This window comes from Halorubrum rubrum, assembly GCF_024494685.1.
Taxonomy (GTDB): Archaea; Halobacteriota; Halobacteria; order Halobacteriales; family Haloferacaceae; genus Halorubrum; species Halorubrum rubrum.
Genome location: NZ_JANHDM010000013.1, coordinates 62,745 through 76,889, shown reverse-complemented (window position 1 = coordinate 76,889; position 14,145 = coordinate 62,745). Strand labels below are relative to the sequence as shown.

Below are 14,145 nucleotides of genomic sequence, written 5' to 3'. Positions count from 1 at the left end.
CCAACGCTCGGAGCTACGTATGAAAGTCGAAGGAGACTACACGTGCGACATCTGCGGCGAGTCGTTCGAAACGAACGTCGAGATTGCCGGCCATATGCGTTCCCATCAGGTATCGATACCTGCTGAAACGATCATCGACGAACTGCAGCGACTAGCCGAAGAGAAGGGGCGAGTTCCAAAACAATCGGAGATCGAAGAAGAGACTGAATTCACAAAAGGCGCCGTGCGCTCAACGTTTGGGAGCTGGGAGGAGGGATTGGAAGCTGCCGGACTTGACCCTCGAACAAACGGATATAGCGACGCAGAAATCATCGAGGAGCTACAACGAGTCGCCAGCCAGATCGGCCATTCGCCCTCACGAAACGAGTGGCGAGAATTGGGGCGTATCTCAGCTAACGCAGTCCAGACTCATTTCGGGTCGTGGAACGAGGGCCTCAGCGCAGCCAACTTGGAGACGACCACACAGCAGACCGCCACAAAGGAGGATGTCATCGAGGCGGTTCAGAACCTCGCCGCAGACCTCGGACGACCACCGAAGGCCCAAGAGATGGAACAGCACGGAGCGTGGTCGGTGAAAGTCGCCCAGCGATGCTTCGGCCGCTGGAATCGTGCGTTGCGCCGTGCAGGGTTCGAACCCCACAAACAATGGAGTGTCAGTGAAGAACAGCTCCATCGGGAGATCGAGCGCTTAGTCGATGAGCTAGGCCACGTCCCATCAACTATCGAGATGCGTGACTCTGGTCGCTACTCAGTTGGATCCTATGCCCGCCGGTATGGGACCTGGCAAGACGCCATCGAAGCGGCCGGGTTCGAGTATCCCGGCCGGCCAAGCGGCCCAGAGCATCCACTCTGGAAGGGCGGCTACGGAGACATTTCGTACGGACCGAACTGGTACAGACAGCGCAAGCGTGCGCTGGAACGGGACGGCTTCGAGTGCCAGATGCCGGGCTGTCCGATTGACCGTGAGACCCACCGGGAACGCTGGGACCGTGACCTGAACGTCCACCACATTACGCCGCTTGGCGTATTCATCGATGCCGACGGCGTCCTCGACTACGAACGGGCGAATCGGCTTGAGAACCTGATTACTCTGTGTCAGCGCCACCATACGATGTGGGAGGAGTTCGCCCCGCTCCAGCCCGATATTCGTTAACCGCTTCCGGTGGTGTCTATCTGCTCCCGGCAATGGGTGGCGGGGGCACCACCTTCCCGTCCTACTATGACCGATGACACGACACTCACGGCCCGTGAACGTCTTCGCATTCACCTCCGGGAAGCCCGCCGCACGACCGACTCACCAATCGTCGAAGTACAGTTAGAGGGCGCGCTGGACGCCTGGAATGACCTGCCGCCGACACCCCTGCGGGAGTGTCCCGTCTGTGGGAAGGTCGGCCTTCCAGAGCGGATTCGCAATCACGAGTGTACGCAGTCGCTGCGGCAGGAACACCGCTAACCGAGCAGGGTGCCTGGTGAAAGTTGATTCTTCAATTGGCGAAACACAGTTAGAAACCACTCTGGAAGCCCGCGATGATCTGCCTCCGATGTCTTCGATAGAACAAGTAAATAGTGGGCCCGAAAAATCCCAAGAGAAGCCCCAGATAGTGGGATAGAATGTTCACAGCTCCGTCGCCTTGAGTGATATCTTGAGGAAAGAGCAGTACAGGAGACACCAAGAATAGGAGGCCCGCGATCATTACCAGTTCAAAATAGCCTTCCATCGAAGTTAGTCCGGCAGCGGCTTCCTTTACCTCGTCAAGGCCCACCTGGTAGGTGTCGTAGATGGTAATCAATACAGCGAACAGCAGAATGCCAGCTGCTGCAGTAACGCCGGAGTAGGTTCCTGCGATGATCGCGGCGGCTATGAGGAACAGTACGACCCCGTGAGCGGGTTCTATCTCCTCTGAGACCTTGTTGTGGATGAATAGAAATAGCGAGACGGGGAGGAGCCCGAAGAATGCGGAGCCGATTCCAGAGAAGCCTGCTCCGGTTCCAGAGCCAAGAGCGGCTATGTTGCTCAGAGCTATGACGAACGGGAGGATGAAGAGGAATGACAAGAACGTGTATCGAAACAGCTTCCGTTCATCAGCCAGCACCAAAAGCAGGTATATTGGACCGATCAGGACGCAGTAAGCCGCCAAGTTATTGCTGAAGTGGTTGAATCCTCGATGCACATAGGCCGAGCTCCAGAGATTGACGATAGAGTAATTACCGTAGTCCAGGATCAAAGAGTTCTGAATTGACTCAGGAAGCAGAAAGATCAACGAAAGAAAGATCGGCACCGAGAGAATCAAAACCAAATCCGATACCCGCGCATTCTCTCTTACTTCGCTTCGGAAATCACCAAGCCACGCCATAGAACGAAAAACCCCTTCAGGACCTAAATAATCACACTTTAGGTGGGTATTCGAAGCCTGATGATACTGTTCTGGGTTCGAAAGCCTGAGAAGCACTTCGATGGAGGAGACTAAGAAAAGCTCGGGCAAGTTCTGGAAAACGTCGAGCAGACCGTACCGGACAGTGAGTTAGCAGGCCGGTAGATGATAGACTCATCCGTCTAAGAGGGTAACAAAGATAACAGTTGATACACCATTGCTCGACAGAAAGTTGATTTTGGTATGAGGGTTCGTTACTGGATTAGATATCTGCTTTACATAGCATGGAGGCGCATAAAAGCGATTTTCAGCGTCTCTCTTTATAGGTACGGAGAGCTTCTGTGCCTAGCTTCCGCTTTGACCCTCGTTCTCCTGACAATAACGGTTGTCTGGAGACCTTTCGGAATAGGCTCGATTATTCAAGAGGTTTCTAATCCGGCTATCTTCGATCAGTCGCTCAGCTTGATTCTAAATTTTATGAGCGTGATATTTCTCTTAGTGATATTCTTAATTCAGAATGCGAATCAAGAGTACTCGCCGCGCCTTTCGATGCTCATTTTCAAAGACAAGTACCTCATAGGGATCCTTGTCTTTATCCTCGGATTCTCAGCCTTCAACTTGACAGGCCTGTATCTGGATTGGGCGTCGCCGTATGATTTGATTAGCTACGTTCTGTCAATTATTGCAGTTCTCTTGATTGGTGCTATTATCCTCTTCACGGGCTACTTCCTGAATATCTCGAATATTGTGGACTACGTCACGGATCGGATGCTGCGAAAGATTGAGCCGCGTAATATCTATTCGACTTGGAGGCCTCTTGTCCCGGAGCATGACGAGGAGTTTACTGAGGATTTGGTCAAGGATGTTCATCTCTTGTTTTCGACAGGGAGCAGGGCTATTGAGAAAGACCAGAGAGAGGTGTTTGAATCGACTCTGAATTCGATCTCTGAGGTCTCAGATCAGTATTTGGAGCAGACTAGCGGTGAGATTACGAATGACGACTTCATTAATGAAATCGCAAACTACTTCGAGTTCTTGATTAGAACGGCACTGGAAGAGGATTCACGGCAGAAATATCTGGATGATATCGCGGAGGCGATGGGTGATATAGCTCTCTCGATTGTCGAGCATCGGGACATGGGCGGTCAGAGCCAGATGGCGGGTCGCCTTTTGAAGTCGATGAAGGACCTGTTTTTCAAGTCATATGGTCTAGATCTGACCTCAGTCGGGCACGTCTGCATCGACAAGATCGACGAAGTATCCGTCGCAGCCTTGGAAGATGGAGATTACAGCTCTTACAACTATTACAACAGTCACTTAGACGACATCGCAGATATTTGTGCGGAAGCTAAGCAGTACTATTCGGCACTGCTTCTCCAGAGAGCATTGAATAAGTACCAGTGGCAGTACGTGAAGCTGGTACAGCTTCTACTCGATGAGAAGCTTGCAGTCGAGGAATGGCAGATCCGAGACTTCTTCGACGACCTGGCCAGCAGATTCAACGAAGCAACCAGTGAGACCTCACTTAGCCAAGAACAGCTTCTCTATGCGGCCCTGTACGGAGCGAATTCGTTCAACTGGAAGCTCAAGAGAGCAGATATCCAAGGGATTGAGAATCCACGTATTGAACGGATCACGAAGGATTATCTCGAAGAGTACATCGACTTCCACCATCGGATTCTTACGACCGATATCGGTAACAAACACTCCTCTTCTTACAGTGTGTTTCCGGAGATGCTCTACCTTGTTTGCTACAAAATCGAACTCAGCGACGAGTTCGAGTCAGAACTGTTGAAGCAGATCAACGATAACTGGCTTGACTACATCGAGCAGTACTATCAACACTGTATCGAGGAAGACGAAGGAGTCTACTCAAAGGTAGAGGAGAGCATGATGGACTACTACGCTCTCCAGATCATCTTCCACCGAGAAGACAAAGAATCACTCCAAGAGTTCACTGGAGACTTTGTGAATCTCTATAGTAACTTGCCGAAGAACCAGGATGGAAGATGGGGAGACGCCGTGAATCGGTCTCTCTACAAGCATTTGAAGCTGTATGGCTGCTGGCTGAGCCTGTCGTTCGATGTTCAAAAGGACTTCCCCAAATTGTTCGATGTATTGGTGTCTGATTTCCAAGACGTGGTACAGAGAGGAAAGGCCCTCCCGGCATCCCCTACACAGAAGTTTGGTTATGCATCGAAGCACGGTGGTGATTGGGTTAGACCTTGGACAATGTCTGGATCCCAGGTTTGGGGAAGCAAGGTTCAGTATGCTATCTCAGCCGAAATGAATCAGAACTTTGGGCAAGACAATCAGCTACACCATGAATTAGCGGAAGGAATAGAAGGGGCAGATAAGCCAAGAGAAAGGCAGTATCGATGGTTCCACTTCGAATTGAAAACCCGTCATGATATCCGATCAGCAGTAGCTCAGGGTGCAGCTCTAAGGGAGTACCTGAGTCACAGCGAAAATACTCGGTGACTAGTCGAAGAACGATGGCACGGGATCACCAGGAACTTTCAATTAGTTACGGTCTGTCGTGCCTCGAAAAAGTGATTTAGAGCTGTATTGGCCACTGTGCGCCGCTCTTTCTCAGGGATGGACTCATCACAGACGCTGAGCAGTTTGGATACTCCCTCACGTCGCAGGCCCAACAGTGTCGCGTATTGTTCAAGCGAAAGACCGGCATTAGACAAGCGGTAGGAGAGTTCAGTTCGTGGAATTCCTGAAGAGAGCGTCTCACGAGCTTGACTCAGTTTGGACCGAGCCGTATCGTATTGTGACTGTTCGTGAGCTCGGATACCTGACTCGATCGTCATTGCTGTATCAAGATAGGTTTGCTGCGCAGTAAGGTGTCGGTCGAACACATCGCGCTGAACGCGAAGGGAATTAATGACTTGGCTCTGATTTGGAACAAGCTTGCGACCGTTTGAGGTGACCGTCTCAGGATCCTTTTTTGACTGGCTAAGTCGCGTGATAGACTCCCCGAATGACCCAAGGTCGAATGCGGTTACAGGTTCATACCCGAGGCTTCGCTTGTGGCGGAGTACCTCCAGTTCAGAATCAGCCACCTGTGATAGGAGGGTTGTCCCTGTATTGAGCGTCCTCGCGAGCGTGTTGTAGTAGTCTATCGCAGCATTAAGAGCGGCGACCCGCTGGTCAGTTTGGGGTCCACCCGGGTCGTGCTGATCGAGAGCATCAGTAACCGATTTCACCGCTTGAGTGATCTCATTGTGGAGGAAAGAGGCTTCCCGAGGATTGGCAAGATCTGCGTCATGAATCTGCCCAGCAACGTCTACAAGCCGGGTTTCGGCCTGGTCAAGCTTGTCAGTATCTTCCTTTTGGGTGGGATCCGACTGGGTAATGAGAATCGATCCCCCACCCAGCGCGGCCACACCCCACAATAATTTCCGACGGGCAATGTGCTCACGGAGGTCTTCGAGATCGAATCCGTCGGTAGATCGATCCGGGTCTTCCACTACACCCGCCTATTGTCTATAATGTTTAAATTCTTCCGGGGCAACCATCCGATAGTGGCAGAACCGATCCCGGAAAGAGTGGCTGATGTTCAGTCAACTATCAGATTAGGACTGCGGGTACACGCACGGGGAGAGCGACGCGTTCAGTCAGTCCGACTGGCCGATGATCTGGCTTCGGTTCACGAACAAATTACCGATACTCAGCTCCCGGCCACTGACGAGACTACAGACGTCCGAGCGTTCTTCAGCGGTGTCGACCGAGATTTACAACGGACAAGGAAGACGGTCGAGGTCGTAGAAGATAGCCTCCAAATCGGTCTGGGCCACAGCAAACTGGCCCGTATTGCGATGACGGGCGCACAGCTGAGTTCCGGTGTAGCACTGGTGATTGCAGGACACAATCTTCTGATAAGCGCGGAAAAATTGGATCGTGCGCACACCTCTATCGGGTCAGTTCAGGATATCGCTGCAAAACGGTTTCACGAATTCTACCGCGCCATCGGTTTGTTCGTTGCGGAAGCGATTCTTTTCTCAACCCCCCTCAATTATCGGATGGCCTGGAAGGGCACGCGTTATCTAAACAATAGATTCCTGTACTCGCTTCGTCATAGTGGATTCTCTGGTTCAGTAGATGTGGCGTTGAAAGGCCTTCATCGTCTAATGCTCAGCGAGATTCATTACGCGATCCGAGGGATTCTGCCCGCAGCACTCCGAACCCCCGATGAGTTCGTAACATATCTAACCTCGATGGCAACGCAGACGCTCGCGATACTCCGCGAATTCTCGGATCTGGGCCTCGAAGACATTCCAGCCAAGGCAGAGGAATTCGTCCACGAGTACCGGAAATTCGCCGAGAATACGTACGAGGTGGTGACTGCCGATGTTAATTTTGAATCGGTGATTCAGAATGTGATCTCACAAATCTCTGAGGATATCGATCTCTTCGCAATCTCATCTCCTTACAGGAATCCGGAACTGTAGTCTTTCCGCCGCAGGCAGCTAAGACCTTGATTTATTCCGTCAGCTGGCGGTCTCCATCGCTACTGGCGATCTCGTTCATCAAGTCAGGGAAGTCCATGTCGTAGACTTCGAACTCTTCGATCTCATAGATAGGATTATTCAGATCCTCTTCGTACTCCATACGGACCTCTGCATAGTGCTGAGCAGCTTCTTCCAGCTCCCTTGTGGAATCCGCATTCGGGGCGAACATCCGGTAGACGTGGGCAGCGAACGAGTACCACGCAGCGACGAAGAATGGATTATCTGCTTGCTCCAGACTGTCACCGCACTCGTGGATGAACTCCAGTAGGCGGTCGGACTCTGAAATCATCGCAGTGAACGCCGAGTTCGCAAGCTCCATCATCTCGCTGTAGAGGTCTGACTGCATTCGAATGAGGGTATTCCGGGTCGCGTCGTCTTGGTCAAACTGTCCGAAGAATTCCTCCATCTGGCCCTCTATCATCTCTTCCGCCTGCTCGCCTGCTTCGTACTCCTCAGCCAATTCGCGGCAGTTGTCAATAACTCCCTCGATGGCAACCCGATTCAGTCCATACTTCTCCAGTACGTCGTATGCTGCAGCCAGATGTTCACCGTCGCGTTCGCCCTTCTCAAGGTCTCTGTGGGCAGATACGTGTACACAAAGACGGAGCATGTCCGGGATAATCTGGGCCGCGTCTTGCTCGTCTTCATCGAAGAATGCGACGAAGTCGAAGTCCTCGACCCGCTGTAACGTGGACTCGTAGATCTCCACAGAAGACTCCTCGAAGTCGACATCGGTATTGGGTCGGACTGTGGCTCGCATCAAATCGAACAGCACTCCGACGAACTCGAATTTCAGCTCTTCCCCGTCATCTTCTGGTTCCAGACCACGAATCCATTCCGTATAGTCATCTAATTCCAAAGCGAGCAGTGTAGCGGATTGGTCTCCAGGAGTAGGTGCGTATGGAGCGTACCCGAACATGAGCTGGAGACGTTCATGAGGCTCAAACTCCAACCGACCTACTTCCTCACGAAATTGTTCGACCTCCGGGTCTCCGTCGTAGATCTCCTCCAAGTGGGCATTCCCAAGCAACCCGTACACGAATCCCTCCAGCATTGGTGCTTCACTCCCCTCAACCTCATCGTAGAGCCTCCCTGCGTAGTATTGGAACGCTGCTCGATGGAGTTGTTCTGGGTTATCGAGTTGCTCGTAGAGGAATTCTTGGAAGAGGTCGTGGACTTTGAATACTCTATCTCCAGTGTCCTCTGAACGACCTAATTCCTGAACCACCGCCTTGGTGCTCAGAGAGTCGAGGATTCGCCGAGCCTGCGTACTACTTACATCGTCCAATACTGCCGAACAGATGGCCTCGTCCAATTCAGCAAGTCCCGCGGTCTTCCGAATGAACTCTTCCTCTTCCGCCGACATCGAGTCCAGGTACGCTCTCTCGATGAAGTCTCGTGTGTCCTCTGTGGGAAGTTCGAACGTACTGTCGTCACCTGCAGCCTCCCTAAGTAGACCGAGATAATAGGGATGGCCCTCTAAATTCTCATAGACGCCGTCAATCGTTTCGTCGTCGACGTTCGGGTACTCTTCTTGGAGATAGTTCGCAGTCTCCTCGCGTGAGAACGTTTCCAGGTGGACAGTGTAGTCAGCGTCCTCAAATGTCAGGCGGCCTGCCGTGATGAGGTGGACGTTCTCTCCGAGAGTTGAAGATAGTTCACGGAGGAAGTCTCGTGTGACCTCCGGTTCGTCGAGCTTGTGTACGTCGTCGACGAAGAAGATGAGTCGTTTGTACTCGTTGACGGACTCCGAGAGACTGGCTAACTTTCGAAGATGTCGTGCGCGGTCGTCGGTGGAGACACCGCCACTTACAGGACCAATTCCTACGCTCACCCCAGTTGCTCTGTTTATGAGAGCACTGAGAGTCCCGACCGCGTCTCGGGCTTCGATGAGGAGATCTTGGGAGAGTGTTGTAGGAGTGTTGCCTTCACGGACGTAGAGTACTCGGGTTCGGTACCACTCCGAGAGTTCATCTTCCAAGTCCTCCAGAAACGTACTCTTCCCGACGCCCGGTTGCCCCGAGATGTGAACAGTCTGAACACCGTCATCCACAGCTTGAAGAACGGAGTAGAACTCGTCTTCGCGCATCCGAGGCATTTCTTGGAATACTGTTCTGGCCTGATAAGAAAGAACCTTCGGACACACCGACTCTTCTGCTCGTTAGGTTAATGGGTGTAAAGGCAACATTCTAACCTAATGAATCGGGAGGAATTCATCGGAGATGTCGTCAAGCACACTACTGGAGGTGTCGTCCACTGTCAGGGGCACCCACAGATGGGGAAGGTCGACTACGGTCGCCACAACTGCCAGGAGGGCATGGAGGCAGGTGATGGTGTCATCATATCCTACGTCAAAGACCACAATCGGGGCGACGAGGAGTGGTACCAGCGATTCCGATTCTGTGCGAACTGTGACGATGCCCGACGGCTTCCAAAAGAGGGCCGGCAGGTGGGCAAGGAACAAGCAGTAGTAGAGGGGACCTTGGAGCACTTCGAGGGAACCGTGGAGGGAAAATTCTACGATGACGCGGTTCGTCTCATCGACGCTGAAGTACTGGCATACAGTCCCGAAACCGAGGGATAAATTGAGGGCTGTCTCTGCGGCTCTCGCAAACTCACTCAGCTACTTTGAGAATGATCACTCCAAGTCAGAAAACGAGTGAACCAAGACAAGCGTGTAATGCCTCATAAGCGCGCTCCCGAATCTTCGCCGAAACGCTCATTCCACGTCTATCCATTTGTGAGAAAGAATGACAAGGACCGAAGAAAGGGTTAATACTGCAAAGGTGGGGGCAACGCTGCAGGAGCTCCACGCCCCCCGTGACATCATCGGGCTGCACATCGGCGCATTCATCAAGGAATATGTCAAGGGCTGAGAGCGCGGTCGGTGTCGATGCCTGCCCATACGGATGGTTCACGACTGCCCTTTCCGAAGGCAGCATCGAAACGGAGCTATACGAGGACTTTTCCGAAGTTCAATCAGACTTCCAGGAGGCTCGAGTGTTCGTGGATATCCCAATCGGGCTCCCAACAAGAAGTAGACGCCGCTGCGATATTGAAGCGCATGACCTCCTCGGTTGCCGTGGTAACTCCGTGTTCTTTCCGCCGTCGAAATCTGCAGCCACTATTGACGATTACGACGAGGCGAACGCGAAACATCGAGAAGAGATGGGACACGGCCTTTCCCAGCAAGCCCACGCAATCAGCGACAAAATCAACGAGGTACAAGCGGTCGTGAGCGAGGCCTATGACGGGCCGATCTACGAGAGTCATCCAGAACTCTGTTTCTACGCGCTCAACGGGCAGCCGATTGCTTACTCGAAGTCTTCGAAGCGAGGGCTCACGTTCCGTCGGCAGCTTCTCGAGCAGAAGCGCTCTGGCATAGACGACGAGTACGAGCAGGTACTTGACGACACTCTCCGGAAGGAAGTCCGGCGAGACGACATTCTCGATTCAATGGTCCTCGCAATCGCCGCGCAGAGTGAGGAGTTACAGAGCGTCCCAGAAGACCCAGGCCCGGAGGTCCCACGTATCTACTACCCGACCACACCCGCGCTTGCAGATAGATCGTGGAGTAAACTATGACGGTTCAGGAGGCAATCAATCGACTAGAAGCTGAGTTTCAAGAGACACCTCTGGGGTTCACAGTCGAGACCGCGCTTCAAGCCCGGCTCCTTGAACTCCTACGGGCAAAGGTGGGAACGACGATTCAGGTACGCGGTGGCTACAACACGGCCGATGCAACCGGGTATAAGCGAAAATATCTCGATCGAATCGCGAAGCCACAGTCCATCAGTAGTGTCCAGCCGGAGGTGAATTTCGGCATGTCCGGCGACGGGAATCGGAGCCTCGATATCGCAATTCTAGAACCGCATCACGAGTCGGAGTATGATGACCTCGAATACCTGCCGGAGGTAGATAGCCCGAGGGTCACAGTCCGCCTGATCGACGGAAGCAAGTACTTCTCGGCCGCGTCGGTCAAACACGCAATCGAGCTCAAGTACATCAAGAACGTGGACGTCGCCGGTGCGAGGTTCGAACGCAACAATATCGACGAGTGGCCGCATTTCTCCGCGGATTTAGCCAAGCTAGGCGATCTCTCGAATGCCGAATCACGGCACCTCATTGTCGTCTCGAACAAGAACCCATTCCAGCAAGGAGAGGTCGATAGTCGGAGTACGGCGAAGGCTCAGCGGCGCTACGAGCGGGTAGAGATGGAATGTGAAAAGCGGGCCGTCAAACTCACCGAGATCCATCCACGGGAGTAGCGGGCAAACCAGCTGTCTGAGGGGTACATTACTGAACCACAAGCCAATTAAGCCGAGGGCCGTACTCGATAGCGTTTATCGACCCCTCGATGGGTGAGGGGTTCGCCGTACTGGCGAGTTCCTGAACACGGTGAGAACAATGGCAACCAGAGATATCTACGAAACTGGCTTCGACGAATTCAAAAGACGGAACGGCAACCTCATCGCCAAATTCGACGACTCACTCGGCGTCTACAGCAGCGTCAGAAAATACGCCCGCACACTACCCAGCGAAGCACGCGCAACACAAGACGGCAACCACATCCAAATCAAAGCCGACGAAACACTCCAAAACTGGTTCCCCTTCAACATCAACCAAAACAAGGGTCTCCTGTCACGGATAGTTCAGCTCGGATGATATCAGACGGATACTCCGATTTGATCTTCCTCAGCTAGCCGCACGTATTCGTTCAGAGAAGCGTTGCAGAGTGCATAGAATGATATGAAGAAGTAGATCGAGAGCTCGCGGCTGTTCTCTATAATGTCGCCGTGGGCGATCTTGTTACGTCTCTGCCTTACAGTCTCATCTAAGAAAGTGCTGAATACGCCATCAAAGAAGTGCGATATCAGACTACCCAGATTCTTCGTCTGGGTCCGGCCTCTTCCCGGCATCTTGAATTTCGTCTCATGATCCTTCTCGATAATCTCCCCGCCTGTTTCTTCCACTAAATCTCCCAGCACCCCCTCAAATTGGAGAACAATACCAGCAAGAAAACCTCTGTAATGCCCCTGCTCAAACTCCATCAATAAGTCGTTCAACAACTCACTCCGATCCTCAAAGAACCCGATATTCTCGAATGTATTCCGAGCCTTGTCGAGAAGCTCTTCCTCAAATCGTTCAACAATGAACTCACGGGCTGCTTCCTCATCTGACTCCAGTAACTGTTGAAACTCTTCAAACTCAGATGGAGTCATAAACCAGGACCATGCGAAATCATCTCTGGACGCAAGGTACCGGCGGATTGATTCCTTCTCACTATCACTCTCACAGCTCTCTATCAAGAGCTGGTTCAAACTGACCAGGTCTCCGTCATCCTCGGGAGGGAAGAACGGCTCCATACGGTTGAACAGGGCCTGGCTCAGGGCACCCTTGATAACGGGGATATCTCGTAGAGATCCAAAATTGAGCCGGTACCAGTCCAAGTCTATCGGATCGGCATACGTCTGGAAGAATTCCTTATACAACGGCGTATTCAATAGCCGAGCCAGAGAATCCCGTATCTCATCGGTCTCTGCCTGCAATCCGATCATAGCAGTATCAAACAACGCATCCTCAACCCTGTAACAACGCGGGTTATCGAAAATCTTAGGGATAACCAGGTCTGGATTCCTGAACACACCCCGATAATCTACTTCGAATACCGGGCCCTCCTGGTTGTAGCGCCTTGGTTCATTTTCGATATACTCTGCCAATTCGTTGTGGCCATCCTCTCTCAATTCCTCTACTACATTAGCTTCAGTAATCTCTACTCCCTCTGATTCGAGTTCGTCCGTGTAGGACTGGAGATCTAGAAGGTACAGATCAATGTCATCAGAGGTGATAGCCCTGATTTCGCTGGATGGGTTCTTGATTACCGGTCGGAAGAACTTGTCATCGATACCGGAGTCCTCCCGTTCCTCTTCGCTGAAATAGAAGAAGTCGTTGTTACCTGTACTGAGCCCGCTTCCTGCCTCGACACCTGAGAGATCGCCGAAACGAGTGAAGCCGTCAGAAGTGATGATATCATAGATAGGCGGGTTCGACAGGATCCGCACCACGTTCCTACCTTCCAAATCCTCGTGGGACGCCTTTACCAACTCCACGTTGTAGGGGTTGTAGCGATTCTGGAGTATCTTGTCGAGCGGCTGCTCGAACAATCCCCGAGCGTTCTCAGGTAACTCCGTCTGATTGAATTTCCCAATCCCTGTCTCACGTACATCTCGTGGTCTATCTTCCTTGATTACCGTGAGCAGTACCAACTCCGTGGAACGAGCACTGCCTATCGGACCAACAGGCAGTTCAATTACCCGGTGGATCCCGCAGCTTTCAGTCAACTCCTCTAATAAGCCCTGCTTCAATGCACTTTTCGGAAGCAAGAACGCCCCTCTACCACCCTCTTTCAGGTGTGAAACAGCTTTAGTGACAAAGGCTGCTGAAGCGATCTGTCCTCTGCCAGGAGCCCATTTTTGGATCCTTTCACGTCTTTCTGGGCTGACGTGGAACAGCCTTCCCATGGGCGGGTCGCCAATGACCGCATCAAACTTCTCCGCCTCCTCGTCACCTGAAGATGTCCCAGGTAGTTGCCATTCAAAGAAGTCTTGAGTAACTATTTCGGCGTTCTCATTCTCTTTTAGCCTGTTACGGGCTAAATCAGCGTACAGTGGTTCGATTTCGATGCCTACCAATTTCGAGCCTTCTGTGTATTCAGCGGCTTTTTGCATTAGAGATCCTGTTCCCGCAGCTATATCGAGCACCGAATAGTCCTTCTCTGAAACGGCCCAACCCGCCATCAGTTCTCTCAGAGGCTCCGGAGTGTAAGGCGGCAAATAGCCTGCATCAGCAAGCAAATCCATCATCTCAAACGAATCTATCTCTCTAGAGCTTCCTTCTCTAGTAACGATCTGGGTTAGCAGTATGCTGTGGTCCGTGGAGTCCGATAGTTCGTACTGAAAGAATCCCTCCTCACTGAGCTCGATAAAGCCGTTTTTAGTTGCATACAGCACATTGTCCGTGTCTTCCGGCTCTCCCTCCGCCGAATGGAAACGATCTGTAGGGATCACCCGGAGAGACTGGTCCTCCAGCTCGACGACTAAACCGCCTCTATCAAGCGTCGCAGATAGTACCTCAGAGACCGACTCCAATTCCTCAGAAACTGAATGAAGATCTATTTCCGGAGACCGCTCACGAATCATTATTGTCACAGGTTTCGACACCAACTCTCTTCAGCGTTAGGTCAATCAAGGGGA

The 14,145-nt window shown here is 52.2% G+C and carries 12 protein-coding genes; 8 read left to right on the top strand and 4 right to left on the bottom strand.

The window, feature by feature from the left end; translation table 11 throughout:
• Positions 1 to 19: 19 nt before the first annotated feature.
• Positions 20 to 1,153, top strand: coding sequence for a homing endonuclease associated repeat-containing protein (locus tag NO889_RS13905; RefSeq protein WP_256412830.1), 1,134 nt, complete (start codon positions 20 to 22; stop codon positions 1,151 to 1,153).
• Positions 1,154 to 1,502: 349 nt separating this feature from the next.
• Here NO889_RS13905 and NO889_RS13900 read toward each other — a convergent pair whose 3' ends face one another.
• On the bottom strand, positions 1,503 to 2,354 hold the full coding sequence (locus NO889_RS13900; RefSeq protein ID WP_256412829.1) for a hypothetical protein: 852 nt from the start codon (positions 2,352 to 2,354) through the stop codon (positions 1,503 to 1,505).
• A 261-nt stretch (positions 2,355 to 2,615) separates the two neighbouring features.
• On the opposite strand from NO889_RS13900, the gene NO889_RS13895 reads away from it, so the two are divergent.
• A complete protein-coding gene (locus tag NO889_RS13895; protein WP_256412828.1) occupies positions 2,616 to 4,853 on the top strand; it encodes a DUF2254 domain-containing protein in 2,238 nt (745 codons plus the stop codon).
• Between the two features lie 38 nt (positions 4,854 to 4,891).
• Here the strand turns inward: NO889_RS13895 and NO889_RS13890 are convergent, their stop codons facing one another.
• Positions 4,892 to 5,851, bottom strand: a complete 960-nt coding sequence (locus tag NO889_RS13890) for a hypothetical protein (protein ID WP_256412827.1) — start codon at positions 5,849 to 5,851, stop codon at positions 4,892 to 4,894.
• A 54-nt stretch (positions 5,852 to 5,905) separates the two neighbouring features.
• Here NO889_RS13890 and NO889_RS13885 point away from each other — a divergent pair, with 54 nt between their 5' ends.
• Positions 5,906 to 6,832, top strand: a complete 927-nt coding sequence (locus tag NO889_RS13885; RefSeq protein ID WP_256412826.1) for a hypothetical protein — start codon at positions 5,906 to 5,908, stop codon at positions 6,830 to 6,832.
• Between the two features lie 31 nt (positions 6,833 to 6,863).
• Here the strand turns inward: NO889_RS13885 and NO889_RS13880 are convergent, their stop codons facing one another.
• On the bottom strand, positions 6,864 to 8,981 hold the full coding sequence (locus NO889_RS13880; protein WP_256412825.1) for an AAA family ATPase: 2,118 nt from the start codon (positions 8,979 to 8,981) through the stop codon (positions 6,864 to 6,866).
• 108 nt (positions 8,982 to 9,089) lie between these two features.
• Here NO889_RS13880 and NO889_RS13875 point away from each other — a divergent pair, with 108 nt between their 5' ends.
• The 5 genes from NO889_RS13875 (at position 9,090) to NO889_RS13855 (ending at position 11,557) form a co-directional block, all read left to right on the top strand.
• The gene (locus tag NO889_RS13875; RefSeq protein ID WP_256412824.1) at positions 9,090 to 9,476 is read left to right on the top strand and encodes a hypothetical protein; all 387 of its coding nucleotides are present in this window, start codon (positions 9,090 to 9,092) and stop codon (positions 9,474 to 9,476) included.
• Between the two features lie 166 nt (positions 9,477 to 9,642).
• A complete protein-coding gene (locus NO889_RS13870) occupies positions 9,643 to 9,768 on the top strand; it encodes a hypothetical protein (RefSeq protein ID WP_256412823.1) in 126 nt (41 codons plus the stop codon).
• Positions 9,755 to 10,477, top strand: a complete 723-nt coding sequence (locus tag NO889_RS13865) for a DUF429 domain-containing protein (protein ID WP_256412822.1) — start codon at positions 9,755 to 9,757, stop codon at positions 10,475 to 10,477. The genes NO889_RS13870 and NO889_RS13865 overlap by 14 nt, the downstream gene beginning before the upstream one ends.
• Positions 10,474 to 11,160 (top strand): hypothetical protein, encoded by a 687-nt coding sequence (locus tag NO889_RS13860; RefSeq protein WP_256412821.1) that lies wholly within the window; start codon positions 10,474 to 10,476, stop codon positions 11,158 to 11,160. Before NO889_RS13865 ends, NO889_RS13860 begins: the two co-directional genes overlap by 4 nt.
• Before the next feature lie 139 nt (positions 11,161 to 11,299).
• The gene (locus NO889_RS13855; RefSeq protein ID WP_225307786.1) at positions 11,300 to 11,557 is read left to right on the top strand and encodes a hypothetical protein; all 258 of its coding nucleotides are present in this window, start codon (positions 11,300 to 11,302) and stop codon (positions 11,555 to 11,557) included.
• 2 nt (positions 11,558 to 11,559) lie between these two features.
• On the opposite strand, the gene NO889_RS13850 is transcribed toward NO889_RS13855, so the two are convergent.
• Positions 11,560 to 14,091, bottom strand: a complete 2,532-nt coding sequence (locus NO889_RS13850; RefSeq protein ID WP_256412820.1) for an HsdM family class I SAM-dependent methyltransferase — start codon at positions 14,089 to 14,091, stop codon at positions 11,560 to 11,562.
• Positions 14,092 to 14,145 lie beyond the last annotated feature (54 nt).

Coding starts and splice junctions, on each gene's coding strand:
- NO889_RS13905 (WP_256412830.1), top strand. CDS start 20: ATGAAAGTCGAAGGAGACTACACGTGCGACATCTGCGGCGAGTCGTTC.
- NO889_RS13900 (WP_256412829.1), bottom strand. CDS start 2,354: ATGGCGTGGCTTGGTGATTTCCGAAGCGAAGTAAGAGAGAATGCGCGG.
- NO889_RS13895 (WP_256412828.1), top strand. CDS start 2,616: ATGAGGGTTCGTTACTGGATTAGATATCTGCTTTACATAGCATGGAGG.
- NO889_RS13880 (WP_256412825.1), bottom strand. CDS start 8,981: ATGCGCGAAGACGAGTTCTACTCCGTTCTTCAAGCTGTGGATGACGGT.
- NO889_RS13875 (WP_256412824.1), top strand. CDS start 9,090: ATGAATCGGGAGGAATTCATCGGAGATGTCGTCAAGCACACTACTGGA.
- NO889_RS13870 (WP_256412823.1), top strand. CDS start 9,643: ATGACAAGGACCGAAGAAAGGGTTAATACTGCAAAGGTGGGGGCAACG.
- NO889_RS13865 (WP_256412822.1), top strand. CDS start 9,755: ATGTCAAGGGCTGAGAGCGCGGTCGGTGTCGATGCCTGCCCATACGGA.
- NO889_RS13860 (WP_256412821.1), top strand. CDS start 10,474: ATGACGGTTCAGGAGGCAATCAATCGACTAGAAGCTGAGTTTCAAGAG.
- NO889_RS13855 (WP_225307786.1), top strand. CDS start 11,300: ATGGCAACCAGAGATATCTACGAAACTGGCTTCGACGAATTCAAAAGA.
- NO889_RS13850 (WP_256412820.1), bottom strand. CDS start 14,091: ATGATTCGTGAGCGGTCTCCGGAAATAGATCTTCATTCAGTTTCTGAG.